This is a genomic window from Motiliproteus sp. MSK22-1 (assembly GCF_001968815.1).
Taxonomy (GTDB): domain Bacteria; phylum Pseudomonadota; class Gammaproteobacteria; order Pseudomonadales; family Balneatricaceae; genus Motiliproteus.
Map to the genome: position 1 here is coordinate 553,956 of NZ_MIEQ01000027.1, position 14,716 is coordinate 568,671.

Sequence of the window (14,716 nt, forward strand, 5' to 3'; positions counted from 1 at the left end):
CCGGGGAACCGGGTCTAGCCAGAGTTAAAGCTCAAATACATTTGAAGTAATCAAAGGGTTCTTGGCAGTCTTCACATTGATAGAGTGCTTTACAGGCGGTAGAGCCAAACTCACTGATCTTCTTGTGATGATTCGAACCGCAGCGAGGGCATTCGATATCTGCTGCTATACCGGGCTTTCGACTGTCTCCTGCGGGTGGGGCGATACCAAATTTCCGCAGCTGTTCTCGACCTTTATCAGTAATCCAATCCGTGGTCCAGCTTGGCGAAAGCTGCTGCTGAATAGCGTAGTTTTTTACACCGGAGCGTTGCAGTGCCCCCCGTATTTCATTCTCTATAAGCTCTGTAGCCGGACACCCGGAATAAGTAGGGGTGATACTGATCTGCCAGTACCCAGGAGCTTCCTGTCCAGTGTCATCCTGACCGGCTTCAGATTGCGTATATTCAATGCTGCGAACAATTCCCAGGTCGACTACGCTAACCGCCGGAACTTCAGGGTCTGGCACTGAATCAAGTAAATTCCAAAGCGCTTCCTCTGTGGGGAGATGATTGTGGAAATCAATTGTGCGGCCCCGGTCCGTAGAAATCAGTCCTGTCGACGGCTTGCACTCAGTGTTTGCTTCGATAGGAAATAATTCAGCCGCAATCTGCTGGCTGGTTTTAGCAGCACTGTCTGCTGTCAGCTGCTGTTGTGTACTGGCTTGTCTCATGAGGTTGCCCCCTGTTTTATCGGCCTGCCCCTGGTCTTATCCGTCTGATGTCGTCGGCTAGCCCAGTGTTCATCAGCGACGCTGTTACCAGGTTGCATTTGGATAAGCCCGTTGCAGAAACTGCATTTCTGCCAGGATGAATCCCAGACCTTCGGTATGTACTCCTTGCTTGCCACCCTGTTGCATATAAGCATCTGGATCAGGATGATTGATGGTTGCTGTTGCAAGTGTTTCAGCGACCTCATCTAACCAGCGCTGCTTTATCTGCTGTTGGTCTGCGGCACAGCCCTCCTGGACTAGTGTTTTTTCAATATCATCCATTTCAAACATTTCACCGGTGTACATCCAGATATCATCAATGGCCTGTTGCATACGCTGCTGGCTTAATTCGGTACCGTCCCCAAGTCGAATAATCCACTCCCTGGAACGGCGCAGGTGATAGCGGACTTCTTTGACGGCTTTTGCTGCTATTTCTGCGATATCCCTGTTGTTAGAGTTGCAGAGCGCTTCCAGAGTAAACAGATGCCAGGCATCATAGAAATACTGACGGGCCATGGTGTCAGCAAAGTTACCATTAGGTTGCTCGACAATGAGCAGATTCCGGTATTGATGAGCGTCCCGGGTGAATGCCAGTTTGTCAGCATCCTGTCCGTTATCAGCAGTTTTTGCCGCCAGTTCCAGCCAGTTGCGGCACTGGCCAATTAAATCCAGGCCGATGTTCATGATTGCGATCTCTTCCTCTAATGCCGGAGCGTGGCCGCACCACTCACATAGACGTTGTCCAAGGATGAGCGGACTATCGCCTAAACGTAGCAGGTAATCATATAGCGCTTCGGACTGGGAGTTTGATTGTGTATCCATATTTATAGTCATTGGTTTCTCTCCTTCTACATCTGGTCGACTTCAGCGGGCAACTTGTAGAACGAGGGATGGCGGTAGACTTTATCCTCGGCTGGATCAAACAGAGCTTCCTTATCGCCAGGAATAGAGGCGGTGATCTCTGAAGAGGGGATTACCCAGATACTGACACCTTCGCTACGGCGCGTGTAAAGGTCTCTGGCATTATCGATGGCCATTTTGGCATCGGTTGCGTGAACACTGCCAACATGTTTATGGCTTAGGCCGTGCTTACTGCGGATAAAAACTTCGTATAAAGGCCAGTGTTTCATAATAAATTCCTCGGCTTTAGCGTTATTTTTTTAGTTGGCCGGATTCTTATTACCGGACTACACATGTTGCCAGTCGGATAAATCACCCTGTCTGGCTAAATAGTCACATTCTGTTTAGTAGAACCACCTTGTTAACAGAACCATTTTGATAGAGCGGGTTCTTCTGCAAAGGGTCTTCCCAGTCAAAATCAGGCTGCGTTACTGTCTCTATGTTTTTCCGCGTGGGCCAGTGCGGCTTCCCTTACCCAGGCGCCATCATCGATCGCTTTTTTTCGGGTCCGGATTCTATCCCGGTTACAGGGGCCATTGCCTTTGAGGACCTGATAGAACTCTTGCCACTGGATCTCACCAAAATCATAGTGTCCCGTCTCTTCATTCCACTTCAAATCAGGGTCTGGTACGGTACAGCCCAACACTTCCAGTTGCGGTATGGTCTGGTCAATAAAGCGCTGGCGAAGCTCATCATTGGATTGTCGTTTGATCTTCCAGGCTAAAGACTGCTGGCTGTTCGGGGAGTCGTCATCTCTAGGGCCGAACATCATCAGCGATGGCCACCATAAGCGGTCGATGGCATCCTGCACCATTTGCTTTTGGGCATCGTTACCTTCTCGCATCATGGTCAGCAAAATCTCGTACCCCTGGCGCTGGTGAAAGCTCTCCTCTTTACAGATACGGATCATTGATCTGGAGTAAGGGCCGTAAGAGGTCCGTTGCAGTACCACCTGATTAACAATTGCAGCGCCGTCAACCAGCCATCCTACTGCTCCCATGTCTGCCCAGTTAAGCGTCGGATAGTTAAAGATACTGGAGTATTTAGCCTTTCCGCTGTGCAGATCTTCTACCAGATCATCTCGACTGACTCCGAGTGTTTCACAGGCGCTGTATAGATACAGGCCGTGACCTGCTTCGTCCTGGATTTTGGCCATTAACTGAAGTTTACGTTTTAGGGTGGGGGCTCGGGTGACCCAGTTACCTTCTGGTAACATGCCGACCACTTCCGAATGGGCGTGTTGAGAAATCTGTCGTATCAGCGTTTGACGGTACTTTTCAGGCATCCAGTCTTTAGGTTCGATTTTTATTTCATCGTCTATTTTTTTTTGGAAGGCCTGCTCCTCTTGTGTCATTTCTTCAAGTGTCTTGATCTTCTTAACACCTGTATCAACCATCTGAGCGTACATAAGAGGCTCCTTTAATATTTGTTTTTATTTTGACCGTATTGAAAAGAGTAAAATGATATAACTCAATTATAATGTGATACAAAAAATATTATCAAGTATTAAATTGAGTGTCATATTAAAAATATACCCGGACTAAAGTTTATTTGCATAAAAAGTGACCTGATTGACGTTTTTATAAAATCAGGTGGCTTGGCAAAATAAGAAATTAGATCTTTGGGAGAGCGATTGATATCAGCTCCCCTCAGGTTTTTGAACAACGTTGAGAACTGTCAATAGTTAAGAGTCTGAATGTGTAAACAGTTAACAACGGAGTCTTCAGATGAAAACTCCTGCTGTTGCGGTATGTTACGAACTTCCGTTATTTTTGGGACGACTGTCTTTGACACGCGCTGCTTTCCCTTCGGAGCGTGCCAGGCTGCCAACATCCTTGACCAGTACGCGTGTCGAAATGCCTACGACCGACTTAATATGGTGACTTAGTTCGTGCGCCAGCTCTTGTCTGCGCTTCTCCGGGAAGTCAGAACAGGTAAAACACTCTGGTCGCAACTCCACGTGTACATCCATTTTGTCCAGATGACCGTCACGGTATACATGCAGTTCATAATGGGGCGACATTTGTCGTACCTTTAGAATTTGTTCCTCTATCTGAGTTGGAAATACATTAACGCCACGAATGATCAGCATATCGTCACTGCGACCGGTGATTTTATCTATACGACGCATCGGTCGGGCTGTTCCCGGCAGTAAGCGTGTCAGATCTCGGGTCCGATAACGTATAATGGGTAACGCTTCTTTGGTCAGGGAAGTAAATACCAATTCCCCATATTCTCCATCGGCCAGCACTTCGCCCGTATCCGGGTCGATAACCTCCGGATAAAAATGATCCTCCCAGATGGTGGGGCCATCTTTGCTTTCCAGGCATTCCATGCCCACACCAGGACCGATGACTTCCGATAGGCCATAGATATCCAACGCGTTTATACCCAGTCGTTCTTCCAGTTCCGTGCGCATGGTTCCGGTCCAGGGCTCAGCGCCAAAAATGCCAACCCTGAGTGACAACTCATGAGGATCGAGTCCCTGACGCTCCATCTCATCGGCCAGGTTGAGCATATAGGAGGGGGTGACCATAATGATGTCTGGATCAAAATCCCGAATAAGCTGAACTTGTTTCTCAGTTTGTCCTCCGGACATGGGGATGACGGTGCAGCCTAGTCGTTCTGCGCCGTAATGGGCGCCAAGTCCACCGGTAAACAAGCCGTAGCCGTATGCCACATGGACTTTATCTCCCCGATGACCACCGGCAGCCCGAATTGATCGTGCCACCACCTCTGCCCACATGTTGATATCATTCTGAGTGTATCCCACAACGGTGGGCTGTCCTGTAGTGCCGCTGGAAGCGTGAATACGGACGATCTCATCCTGAGGGACTGCAAACATGCCAAAGGGATAGTTATCCCGTAAATCCTGTTTTACGGTAAAGGGAAATTTGGCAAGATCTTCCAGGGAGTGGAGATCTTCCGGGCAGACCCCCAGTTGCTCAAACTTCTGACGGTAATGGGGGATGTTTTTGTAGGCATGGGCCAGACTGGCACGCATTCGCTCAAGCTGGATGCTTCTGAGTTCATCAGTGCTGGCCGTTTCGATGTCTTCTAAAGGTGTGTCCTGGCCGGATGTTGAGGCGAGCATGTTCATGGTGAGTACCTATCTTATTTTTGTTGTAACTGGTCTTGATCCCGTCTCGGACTAGACTCTCTCGATAATGAGCGCTATCCCCTGGCCCACGCCTATGCACATGGTGCAAAGTGCGTAGCGGGCCTGGCGTTTCTCCAATTCGTACAGCGCTGTGGTGATCAGACGGGCACCACTCATACCCAGAGGGTGACCCAGGGCAATCGCACCGCCATTGGGGTTAACCCGCTCATCATCGTCAGCCAGACCAAGCTCCCGCATCACCGCAAGGCCTTGTGCTGCAAAGGCTTCGTTAAGCTCGATAACATCCATATCCGTAACTGACAGGCCTGTTTTTTCCAGTACTTTTCGGCTGGCAGGTGCCGGGCCAATGCCCATGATTCGCGGTTCAACGCCAGCGGTAGCCATGGCAATCACCTTGGCCCGCGGGGTTAATTTATGATCATTCAGCGCTCGGGGGCTGGCGAGCAGCAGAGCACAGGCTCCGTCGTTAACACCTGAGGCGTTGCCCGCAGTAACGCTGCCATTTTCCCGGAATGGGGTTTTCAACCGCGCCAGGGTTTCCAGAGTGGTTTCGGGTCGGGGGTGTTCATCCTGGTCGACAACGATTGCTTCTTGTCGACGGTGAGGAATGGTTACGGGGACTATTTCCTGGGAAAAGCGGCCTGAGTCTTGAGCTTTGGCCGCCCTGAGCTGGCTGCGAAGAGCAAATGCATCCTGATCTGCCCGGCTGATGTTAAATTGTTCGGCAACGTTTTCTGCGGTTTCCGGCATGGAGTCTATGCCATACTGGGATTTCATTAATTTATTGACGAACCGCCAGCCAATAGTGGTATCGAAGACTTCATTCTGTCGACTGAAAGCGGTCAGGGCTTTAGGCATGACAAAAGGGGCGCGGGACATGGACTCAACCCCTCCCGCAATCAGCAGGTCAGCCTCACCGGCTTTAATGGCACGAGCCGCGGTGCCTACTGCATCCATGCCAGAGCCACACAATCTATTCAACGTACTGCCAGGGACATCCACAGGCAGTCCTGCAAGTAATCCTGACATGCGGGCTACATTGCGATTGTCTTCCCCGGCTTGATTAGCGCAGCCGTAGTACAAGTCATCTACGCGACTCCAATCGACACCAGCGTTGCGCGCCATCAGCGATTTGATAGGGATGGCCCCCAGGTCGTCGGCCCGAATTGAGGATAGTTGACCACCATAACGGCCCACTGGAGTACGTACGGCATCACAGATAAATGCTTCGGTCATGAGTCTTTACGCTCTTTCAAAAAAGGAAGTTGTTGGGTAGCCATCTCATCGCCGGTAAGAGGCTCTTGTCTCGCTTCGTTTTAGTCGTCGAGGATGTTTCCCGACAGTCGATAGGCTTTGCCGCGAAAAAGGGCCACAAGATCACCGTGCTGGTTCTCGACCCTGACGTCGTAAACGCCAGTACGGCCGCGGTGATATTGCTTTTCAGCCTTTGCTGTCAGCAGGTCTCCAATACGCCCCGGGCTGAGGTAGTCGATATTACACCCTGAGGCGACAGTCTTTTGATTTTCGCTATTGCAGGCAAAAGCAAATGCGCTGTCGGCTAAAGTGAAAATCATGCCTCCGTGGCAGGTTTGATGGCCATTGACCATCCATTCGGTGATTGGGAGTGTCAGTTCCGCGTAACCGGGCTCTATACGGACGATTTCCATGCCCAGTTTCCGTGTGGCAGAGTCATTTTTATAAAGCTCATCAGCACAGCGTTCTGCCAGTTTTTTAGCTTCTACTCCGGTTAGAGAAAGATCATTCATGCCGGGCTGCTCTCCTGTACATCAGTATGGTGAAATTGGGTCCGGGAAAAGTTCATGCGGCGCAGTAGCGGCGAGGGTCGGTAACGATCTTCACCGTAGCTTTGCTGTAGGTGCATCAGGCAATTGAAAGTGGCGGATATCCCTATCTTGTCTGCCCAGGCCAGTGGCCCGAGGGGATAATTAACACCGCTTTGCATGGCAGTGTCAGCGTCAGCCGCTGAGCAAACCCCTTGATTAACCGCATCTGCTGCCTCGTTAGCAAGCATTGAAACCGTACGCATGACCACCAGTCCGGGACTATCATCCACCTGACTGACGTTTATTCCCAGAGCCTGGAGGAAGCCTATAGCATCATTTCTGGCCTTGTCGCTGCACTGACCTGCAACGCTTATGGCTAATCCGGAGCAGTGGTAATAGTCCAGTGCCAGATCGAATAATACCGTATCGGGCTGGTTTTCAACGGAGGCTCGTTCACTGGCAAAGCGGCCGTCTGTCAGCATTAATCTGGCGTTACCTGCCTGTATATAACCGGCATCACTGGCTGTTGCCGGGGGCTGTTGGTCAATGGCAATACCCTGTTCTTGCGCTCGCTTCAGTAATGGAGCTGCAATGCTCAAATTGCCGACCACCGATAGCTTTTTGGGGAGAGGCTGTTGTTCGCAGATTGAAGGAGAGGGATGAACGCTGTTTTCGCTATAACTATAAAATCCTTGCCCAGACTTTCGTCCTAAACGATTGCTGTCTACCAGCGCCTTTTGGGTAAGCGAGGGGAGAAAGCGAGGATCTCTGTAATAGGCCTCAAATACAGAACAGGTTACCGCGTAATTAACATCATGCCCGATCATGTCCATCAGTTCGAAGGGGCCCATCCGAAACCCACCCGCCGACTTAATCAGATAGTCAATTGTTGGAATATCAGTGGCACCTTCTTCCAGTATCCTCAGCGCTTCAGCATAAAACGGTCGAGCAACCCGGTTGACAATAAAGCCGGGAGTTGATGTTGCGTGTACAGCTTTTTTCCCCCAGGCGATTGCTGTTGCATGAACTTTTTCCGCAATATCTGTATCTGTCGCTATACCGGAAACCACCTCAACAAGTTTCATTACCGGGGCCGGGTTAAAGAAATGCATTCCCAGCAAGCGCTCCGGGTGCGTCATTCCAGCACTCAAAGCTGTTATGGAAATGGAAGAGGTATTAGTGGCCAATATGGTTGATGCAGTACAGTGTGATTCCAGTTGCGCCAGTAGTTCACGTTTAATTGTCAGATCCTCGACAATGGCCTCGATGATCAGATCACAGCCTGCCAGGGCTTTCAGCTCGGTGGTGGCTTGCATCCGGGAAAGAATTGAACTTCTTTGTAATTCGTCCAGCTTCCCCCGGGATACCTGTTTTGCCAACCCGGTTGCAGTCTGATCAAGCCCTCGTTGAATGGCGTCGGCATTTTGATCGAAAAGCAATACGTTGTGACCGAAGGTAGCAGCAACCTGAGCGATACCGGCGCCCATTGTGCCAGCGCCAATCACACCAATACTGGATTCTTTAGATAGTGGGTTCATGAGTGTTTGTCCGCAGGTCTTCGTTCTCAGCTGTTGGTCTTTGACTCGTTAATCTCACAATCATCAGCTGTTCTGTTATTGTCCTTTAAAGTGCGGTGTTCGCTTTTCCATAAAGGCAGCGACCCCTTCTCGGTAGTCATCGGTACGGCCAGCCAGGCGTTGAAGATCCCTTTCCAGGTCCAGTTGCTGATCCAGCGTATTCGTGCTGCTCGCGTGCAGGGCTCGGCGGGTGTATACGAATCCCTTTGTGGGTTGTTGGGCCAGTTGTCGAGCCATTGCAAGCGCTTGATCCTGCAAAGACTCATCGTCTACACATTGCCAGATCATTCCCCAGTCCTGCGCCTGTTCTGCCGAAACTTTCTCACCTAATAGCATCAGTGCTTTGGCACGAGATGAACCCACTAAACGTGGTAGAGTCCAGGTGCCCCCTGAATCGGGAATCAGTCCGATTTTACTGAAAGCCTGTATGAAATTGGCAGACCGAGCCGCGACAACGATGTCACAAGCCAGGGCGATATTGGCACCTGCGCCTGCAGCAACCCCGTTAACCGCGCAGATTATCGGCATCGGTAAATCCCGCAGTGCGCGAATCAGCGGATTGTAGTTACGTTCTATTGATTCACCCAGGTCGGGTGCTTCAGTGCCAGGAGCCACATTCCGATCACTCAGGTCCTGGCCAGCGCAGAAGCCACGGCCACGACCGGTAAGCAATAAGCAGCGTATATTGTTATCTTTGCTGATAGCCTTTAACACTTGGCGAAGTTCTGCGTGCATTTCTGTATTAAAGCTATTTAACCGATCTGGGCGGTTCAGAGCCAATAGGGCGACACCGTCTTCAACTTTGAGTTCCAGCGTGGTAAACGACATCTCATTGAGTGAATTGCCTTGGTTCAATGAAGCCTTGGAATGCTCTTTCTCGGACGTTCCGTCTGACACTTTGTTATCGAAAGCTTTGGAGCTCATGATCTATAGTCCTGCTGTGAGTTCTTCTTGTTTGATTCCTTTATTTATCGACCACTAAATTCAGGGGAACGTTTTTCAATAAAGGCGCTGATTCCTTCCTGACGATCTTTGGTTGCCGCGAGTAATGTGAAGTTTTTACGCTCGTATAACAGGCCGGCAGTGAGATTGGTTTCCATGGCTTGAGCAAGCGCATCTCTGGCTAGTTCCACTGCTAAAGGGGCTTGTCGGGCTATCTGACGGGCAATGGTTTGAGCCCTGATCAGCGTGTTTTCCGGGATGGTTACTTCTGCCACCAGGCCTGCGGTGAGAGCCTGTTGGGCATTAATGGGTTCGCCGGTGAGTACCATCTGGGTTGCCAGGGATTTGCCAACGGCCCGAATAAGTCGCTGGGTACCACCGGCCCCTGGCATAATTCCCAATTTGATTTCAGGCTGTCCGAATAGCGCATTGTCGGCGGCAATAATGATGTCTGCATGCATTGCCAGTTCACAGCCACCACCAAGAGCGTAGCCGTTAACAGCTGCGATGATGGGTTTTCTAAAGCGACTGATGCGTTGCCACTGGATGACTCTTGGGTCCTTTAATACCCCTACCGCATCCAGTTTGGCCATCTCGTGAATGTCGGCTCCGGCGGCAAAGGCTTTTTCTGAACCGGTAAGTACGACTGCGCGTACATCTTCTTCAGTCTGATACTGCTCAAGCACATCGGCCAGTTCAGAAAGCAATTGGGTATTCAGCGCATTTAATGCGTTAGGGCGGTTCAATTGAATGGTGACGACACCTGATGTGGGCTCAGAAACGTTTAATGTCTGCGGTAAAAGCATTGTTATTCTCGTTCTATAGCGGAATATTGAATTCGTCGAATATTCACTGACCCGATAGACACAATGTCATTTTCGATATTCAAGACCGTCAGTCTCTAAGATCCGTGTTGTCAAAGATAGTTGAGCTGGTCGGGTCTCGAGCAGGGTCATCTGCCGTTATTGTTGCTAATCAGTAAAATACAAAAAGATACGATATGTCAATTTATTGGTTGAGTACTGTATCTCTTTTGTATTCCTAATGTTTTCAGTTGTTTTTTATGATTAAGATATTGAAAAATAACAAATAAATCTGCTGTTTTTGCAATTGATGACCAATATGGTCAGGTTGTTTTTTGTCTGGAAACAAATCACTAAGTATTTCTTTTTCGATCCCTTTTATAATCTTTTTGTTCTTTTAATATGATGAATTTAAAGGAAAATATGTTTTTTCTTTAGTGCTGGTGATGGTGTTTTCCAGTGTTTTGGTTAAAGAGATACAAAAAATATAAAATAATGTATATTTATGAGTCATTATGATAAAAATCAACAAACAGCAGCGCTATATAGCAGGTAATCTTGTCTGCTGAAGGAGTTCAGATGCAGTCCACAAAGTCTTTGGTCGCTAAGCACCAGGAAACCCTTGAGCAAGCATGTGAGGCTGTTTTGAAGCGGGGGCATTGGAGCCCTTATCCAGAGGTGCCCAGTGGTAAATATTACGGAGAAACGGCTAATGCTGATGGCAAACTCGCTTTTGAGGCAGTTCTGAACCAGCGGTTTGAACTGAGTGGACCTGAAACGGGTGCCGATACGGAAGGGACTTTTATCGGCGAGGAATGTTCTCCCTATGGTATTGAGCTGGGAATTAACTATCAGCAACATGATGTTGATTCACTGATATCTTCAGCAGGGGCGGCACTTGCTGGTTGGAGAAACGCCGGAGCAGAGGTGAGAACTGCCGTTTGTCTGGAGATTCTCGAACGGCTGAACAGGCGTAGCTTTGAGATCGGGTATGGAACCATGCATACGACCGGGCAAGGGTTTGCCATGGCATTTCAGGCAGCTGGTCCTCATGCTCAGGACCGAGGCCTGGAAGCCGTGGCCCAAGCTTGGTTGGCGATGGAGCAAGTACCGTCTGGCTCTGTTTGGCATAAACCACAAGGAAAGCACGAACCCTTTGTTATGAGAAAGCGCTATCATGTCGTTCCACGTGGTATTTCTCTGGTTATCGCCTGCTCGACCTTTCCCACCTGGAACACCTATCCTGGATTATTCGCCAGTCTGGTAACGGGTAACCCGGTTATTATTAAGCCTCATCCCCAGGCTGTTCTGCCGGTGGCTATAACGGTTCAGACGGCACAGCAAGTATTGCAGGAGTTTGGATTTGATCCGAATCTGGTCATGATGGCTGTTGACAGTGCAGCAAACCCGATTACTCAGAAGCTGGCTCTCCATTGCGCTATCAGATTGATCGATTATACCGGAGGTAACAGCTTTGCTGACTGGCTAACCGGAAATGCCCATCAGGCCAGATTGTTTATTGAGAAGGCTGGTGTTAACTCCGTTCTGATTGATAGTGTCGACCAGGTCGACAGGGTATGCCAGAATCTGGCGTTTTCCCTATGTCTGTATTCCGGGCAGATGTGCACCACTCCTCAGGCGATTTTGATCCCTCGAGACGGTATCGATACTGGAAATGGAAGAATAAGTTTTTATCAGTTGGCTGATGCAATTACCTCCGCGATTGAAAAGCTGCTGTCTGATCCTGATCGGGCGGCGATGATTCTGGGGATGATACCTTCAGGCACCACCGTGGCGCGTTTGCAGCAGGCTGTAAACCTCGGGCGGGTTGTTTTGGAGTCAAAGTGCCTGCCTCATCCAGAGTTCAGTGCAGTCAGTTATCGCACTCCGTTGATTCTGGCGGTGGAAGGAGAAGAGCGCCAACAATGGATGCAAGAACGTTTTGGTCCTATTGCATTTCTTGTTGCTACCGATGGGCTGGAGCAAAGTCTGTCCCTGGTTGAGGAGGCGATTTCGTCTAAGGGGGCCATTACACTGTCCGTATATTCCACTGATGAAGAGGTGCTGGAGCGGGCGGAGCAGGTCGCGATTGAGCGAGGAGTTGCGTTGTCCTGCAATTTGGATAGTGGTGTTTATGTTAACCAGTCTGCGGCATTCAGCGATTATCATGCCACTGGTAATAATCCTGCAGCTAATACCTCGTTAACTGATATGGCCTTTGTTGCCGATCGTTTTGCCGTGGTGCAAAGCCGTCGGCACGAGGTTTAAAGAGGTAACCCTTTAGCATCTTTTTTAGCCGTCAGTGAGCCTGCAGAGGGGAAATAATGGCGGTTTTGTTTGTTGACTCTTTTGTGTAATGACGATGTTGAAGGCGCTGATCTTTTATCTGAATGATTTACTATGAGGAATGTTCATGCACGTTTACAGTATCGATGGAGTAACTCCTGTTGTGGATCCCAGTGCTTATGTGCACCCGACGGCGACTTTGATAGGAGATGTTGTGGTTGGTCCGGGCTGTTATGTTGGCCCTTCTGCTTCTTTAAGGGGGGATTTTGGGCGAATTATTCTTAAAGCAGGTTCAAACATTCAGGATACCTGCGTGATGCACGGGTTTCCTGGTACGGATACGGTTATTTATGAGGATGGTCATATTGGTCACGGTGCTGTGTTGCATGGATGCTCCATCGGCCGCAATGCGATGGTGGGAATGAACGCCGTGGTTATGGACGGGGCGGTCATCGCCGAAGATTCAATAGTGGCCGCCTGCTCTTTTGTTAAAGCTTCTTTTCGTTGCGAACCCCGTAGTCTGATTGTTGGGGCTCCTGCTAAAGTTGCACGGGAATTGTCAGCAAAAGAAATTGCCTGGAAATCAGCAGGTACTCGAGAGTACCAGAGACTGACAGAGCGCTCTCAGGCCAGTATGGTTCTTTGTGAACCGCTGAAAGAAGTGGAGGAGGGCCGTCCGTCTTTGCCCCTCTCAGAGGTGAAACCCCTTTATCAGACAGATCGAGACTAGTTGGCTGGAATCATTATCTGTCTGAATAGCTCTGTCTGAATAGCTCTGTGGGATTAAGTAGTTGCTGTCACTGATGACAGCAGCCTCAGGTTAATCCGCCATAGCGTTTGTAGAAGCTGGCATTGGGTTTTGGAAGGGGTCCTTCTGCGGTTTCAAGCATCATGTCGAGGTGCTCTTCAGCGGATCGCCAGAGTCGTTTATAGAGGTTACTGCATAGCTGCCGAGCCGCGCGTCCTTCCCAGTCTGCTGGCAGTAATTCTTCCGGAAGCAATGGATCTCTCAGTAATACCCGTCGAAACTCATGACTCAGCAGGGTTCGGGCCATAAATGATTGTTCAGGGGTCATCTCCTGGCTGTTTTTCAGTTCATTCCAAAGTGGTCTGAACTGGTCGAGAAAATGCTGGTAATTTTCCGATAGCTTTTCTAAATTCCAGCATTCTCTGGTTTGTAGTCTCATTGCTCGAGAAGCCGTGGTGTCTTCAGTAAGACTGTCCATAACAATGACCCGGTCCTGTACACCTTGTTCCTGAAGGGTTGACTGAAGCTCCGCTCGATCTGTTTGTGGGTGTAGCATCACTGTCGGAGCCAAGCTGCCAAACCCTTGCCATTCAAGCTCCTGACGTAAATCTTTACGCTCTGATGGAGTCAGTTGTGAGAGTAACACCATCATCCAATGGCCATTCCATTCTGGGTTGGTATCAGAATAAACGCGCTTGAAGGCCTTTTCAAAACGGCGCCTGCCTGAACCGGTCAGGCTGTAATAGCTGCGTCGACCGACCTGATCTGCAATTAGCCAGTTTTCTTTAGTCAAACGAAAAATTGAAGTGCGGATAAGGCGTTGATTGAGGCCCAAAGGGGCTAATAGATTGATTAGACTCCCAAGCCAGACGGTTCCGCCTCTATGGGCTATTGCATCGCCATAGACCGTAATGATGAGCGATCCGGCGCGAATTGGCCGACGGCTGCGAAAATTTTCAGTTAAGGCATCAAGGGAAGAAAACGTACTCATACAGCTTATTTCTGTAATACATGGAGGTTCAAGGGAGGTCAATCCTTTGCATTCTATAGTGCTCGGTTTTCACTGGCAAATTACGGATTACAGGAATCACTAAATTACTACTCTGGATTTGTTGACATATATCATATGACACTATAAGTTGGTTTTTATCGTCTATTATGTATCACTATGGCAGATGGTGTCTGTTCTAGGCGTTATTGAAAGGCTCTTCTACCCATACCTATAGTGTTGGCCGGTAGTCGGTCAGCATGTTCGAAAACCCATATAAGAATAATTGGAGACGAACAGATGAAACTGAGCAGCAAAGTTCTTGGTTGTGCAACACTTTCCATTTCCTTATTGGCTTCTAGTGCGCTAGCGGCTGACAGTATTAAAATAGGTACTTTCCTGGCAGTCACCGGTCCGGCCTCCTTTTTGGGCGATCCCGAGCTGAAAACACTGCAGATGTATATCGAGGAGATTAACGCCAAAGGCGGTGTGGACGGGAAAACCGTCGAACTGGTCCACTACGATACCGGTGGTAACGCCAAAAAAGCCGTGAGCTTTGCCAAGCGTTTGATCAAACGGGATAAGGTGGATGTGATTGTCGGCGGCTCCACCTCCGGCAGCACCCTGGCGGCCATGCCTGAAATCAGTAAAGCCGGTGTACCGTTTATTTCACTGGCCGGGTCGGTCAAAATTATTGATCCGGTCAACAAGTGGACCTTCAAAACCCCTCATACCGACCGTATGGCGGCCTCTAAAGTCTTCCTGGATATGCAAAAACGGGGCATCACCAAGGTGGCTCTGATCAGTGGTGACGGGGGC

The 14,716-nt window shown here is 49.4% G+C and carries 14 protein-coding genes; 3 read left to right on the forward strand and 11 right to left on the reverse strand.

What is annotated here, in order from left to right; genetic code table 11:
- Positions 1-31: 31 nt before the first annotated feature.
- From paaD to paaF, 10 genes are all read right to left on the reverse strand, one after another.
- A complete protein-coding gene (gene paaD, locus BGP75_RS08500; RefSeq protein WP_083704695.1) occupies positions 32-709 on the reverse strand; it encodes a 1,2-phenylacetyl-CoA epoxidase subunit PaaD in 678 nt (225 codons plus the stop codon).
- An 84-nt stretch (positions 710-793) separates the two neighbouring features.
- On the reverse strand, positions 794-1,582 hold the full coding sequence (paaC, locus tag BGP75_RS08505) for a 1,2-phenylacetyl-CoA epoxidase subunit PaaC (protein ID WP_233152879.1): 789 nt from the start codon (positions 1,580-1,582) through the stop codon (positions 794-796).
- Positions 1,583-1,596: 14 nt separating this feature from the next.
- Complete coding sequence (gene paaB / locus BGP75_RS08510; protein WP_076717568.1) at positions 1,597-1,878, reverse strand: 1,2-phenylacetyl-CoA epoxidase subunit PaaB; 282 nt, start codon at positions 1,876-1,878, stop codon at positions 1,597-1,599.
- 188 nt (positions 1,879-2,066) lie between these two features.
- On the reverse strand, positions 2,067-3,056 hold the full coding sequence (gene paaA / locus BGP75_RS08515; protein WP_076717570.1) for a 1,2-phenylacetyl-CoA epoxidase subunit PaaA: 990 nt from the start codon (positions 3,054-3,056) through the stop codon (positions 2,067-2,069).
- A gap of 345 nt (positions 3,057-3,401) precedes the next feature.
- Positions 3,402-4,742 carry a phenylacetate--CoA ligase PaaK gene (paaK, locus tag BGP75_RS08520; RefSeq protein ID WP_198939311.1) on the reverse strand — a complete coding sequence of 447 codons (1,341 nt, stop codon included), beginning with the start codon at positions 4,740-4,742 and terminating at the stop codon, positions 3,402-3,404.
- A gap of 57 nt (positions 4,743-4,799) precedes the next feature.
- A complete protein-coding gene (pcaF, locus tag BGP75_RS08525) occupies positions 4,800-6,005 on the reverse strand; it encodes a 3-oxoadipyl-CoA thiolase (RefSeq protein WP_076717574.1) in 1,206 nt (401 codons plus the stop codon).
- Between the two features lie 80 nt (positions 6,006-6,085).
- Positions 6,086-6,535, reverse strand: coding sequence for a hydroxyphenylacetyl-CoA thioesterase PaaI (paaI, locus tag BGP75_RS08530; RefSeq protein ID WP_076717576.1), 450 nt, complete (start codon positions 6,533-6,535; stop codon positions 6,086-6,088).
- Complete coding sequence (gene paaH / locus BGP75_RS08535; RefSeq protein ID WP_076717578.1) at positions 6,532-8,091, reverse strand: 3-hydroxyacyl-CoA dehydrogenase PaaH; 1,560 nt, start codon at positions 8,089-8,091, stop codon at positions 6,532-6,534. Before paaH ends, paaI begins: the two co-directional genes overlap by 4 nt.
- 75 nt (positions 8,092-8,166) lie before the next feature.
- On the reverse strand, positions 8,167-8,958 hold the full coding sequence (gene paaG / locus BGP75_RS08540; RefSeq protein ID WP_076717721.1) for a 2-(1,2-epoxy-1,2-dihydrophenyl)acetyl-CoA isomerase PaaG: 792 nt from the start codon (positions 8,956-8,958) through the stop codon (positions 8,167-8,169).
- A 140-nt stretch (positions 8,959-9,098) separates the two neighbouring features.
- Positions 9,099-9,878: a 2,3-dehydroadipyl-CoA hydratase PaaF gene (paaF, locus tag BGP75_RS08545; protein ID WP_076717580.1), complete on the reverse strand. Its 780-nt coding sequence runs from the start codon at positions 9,876-9,878 to the stop codon at positions 9,099-9,101.
- 576 nt (positions 9,879-10,454) lie between these two features.
- Here paaF and paaN point away from each other — a divergent pair.
- On the forward strand, positions 10,455-12,143 hold the full coding sequence (gene paaN, locus BGP75_RS08550) for a phenylacetic acid degradation protein PaaN (protein ID WP_076717583.1): 1,689 nt from the start codon (positions 10,455-10,457) through the stop codon (positions 12,141-12,143).
- Positions 12,144-12,288: 145 nt separating this feature from the next.
- Complete coding sequence (paaY, locus tag BGP75_RS08555) at positions 12,289-12,891, forward strand: phenylacetic acid degradation protein PaaY (RefSeq protein ID WP_076717585.1); 603 nt, start codon at positions 12,289-12,291, stop codon at positions 12,889-12,891.
- Positions 12,892-12,976: 85 nt separating this feature from the next.
- On the opposite strand, the gene paaX is transcribed toward paaY, so the two are convergent.
- On the reverse strand, positions 12,977-13,900 hold the full coding sequence (gene paaX / locus BGP75_RS08560; protein WP_076717587.1) for a phenylacetic acid degradation operon negative regulatory protein PaaX: 924 nt from the start codon (positions 13,898-13,900) through the stop codon (positions 12,977-12,979).
- A gap of 297 nt (positions 13,901-14,197) precedes the next feature.
- Here paaX and BGP75_RS08565 point away from each other — a divergent pair.
- The coding region (locus BGP75_RS08565) for an ABC transporter substrate-binding protein (protein ID WP_158070077.1) at positions 14,198-14,716 on the forward strand (519 nt) is incomplete at its 3' end.

What these genes read in the sequence shown, in the direction of transcription:
- paaD (WP_083704695.1), bottom strand. Translation starts at nt 709, where the DNA reads ATGAGACAAGCCAGTACACAACAGCAGCTGACAGCAGACAGTGCTGCT.
- paaC (WP_233152879.1), bottom strand. Translation starts at nt 1,582, where the DNA reads ATGACTATAAATATGGATACACAATCAAACTCCCAGTCCGAAGCGCTA.
- paaB (WP_076717568.1), bottom strand. Translation starts at nt 1,878, where the DNA reads ATGAAACACTGGCCTTTATACGAAGTTTTTATCCGCAGTAAGCACGGC.
- paaA (WP_076717570.1), bottom strand. Translation starts at nt 3,056, where the DNA reads ATGTACGCTCAGATGGTTGATACAGGTGTTAAGAAGATCAAGACACTT.
- paaK (WP_198939311.1), bottom strand. Translation starts at nt 4,742, where the DNA reads ATGCTCGCCTCAACATCCGGCCAGGACACACCTTTAGAAGACATCGAA.
- pcaF (WP_076717574.1), bottom strand. Translation starts at nt 6,005, where the DNA reads ATGACCGAAGCATTTATCTGTGATGCCGTACGTACTCCAGTGGGCCGT.
- paaI (WP_076717576.1), bottom strand. Translation starts at nt 6,535, where the DNA reads ATGAATGATCTTTCTCTAACCGGAGTAGAAGCTAAAAAACTGGCAGAA.
- paaH (WP_076717578.1), bottom strand. Translation starts at nt 8,091, where the DNA reads ATGAACCCACTATCTAAAGAATCCAGTATTGGTGTGATTGGCGCTGGC.
- paaG (WP_076717721.1), bottom strand. Translation starts at nt 8,958, where the DNA reads ATGTCGTTTACCACGCTGGAACTCAAAGTTGAAGACGGTGTCGCCCTA.
- paaF (WP_076717580.1), bottom strand. Translation starts at nt 9,878, where the DNA reads ATGCTTTTACCGCAGACATTAAACGTTTCTGAGCCCACATCAGGTGTC.
- paaN (WP_076717583.1), top strand. Translation starts at nt 10,455, where the DNA reads ATGCAGTCCACAAAGTCTTTGGTCGCTAAGCACCAGGAAACCCTTGAG.
- paaY (WP_076717585.1), top strand. Translation starts at nt 12,289, where the DNA reads ATGCACGTTTACAGTATCGATGGAGTAACTCCTGTTGTGGATCCCAGT.
- paaX (WP_076717587.1), bottom strand. Translation starts at nt 13,900, where the DNA reads ATGAGTACGTTTTCTTCCCTTGATGCCTTAACTGAAAATTTTCGCAGC.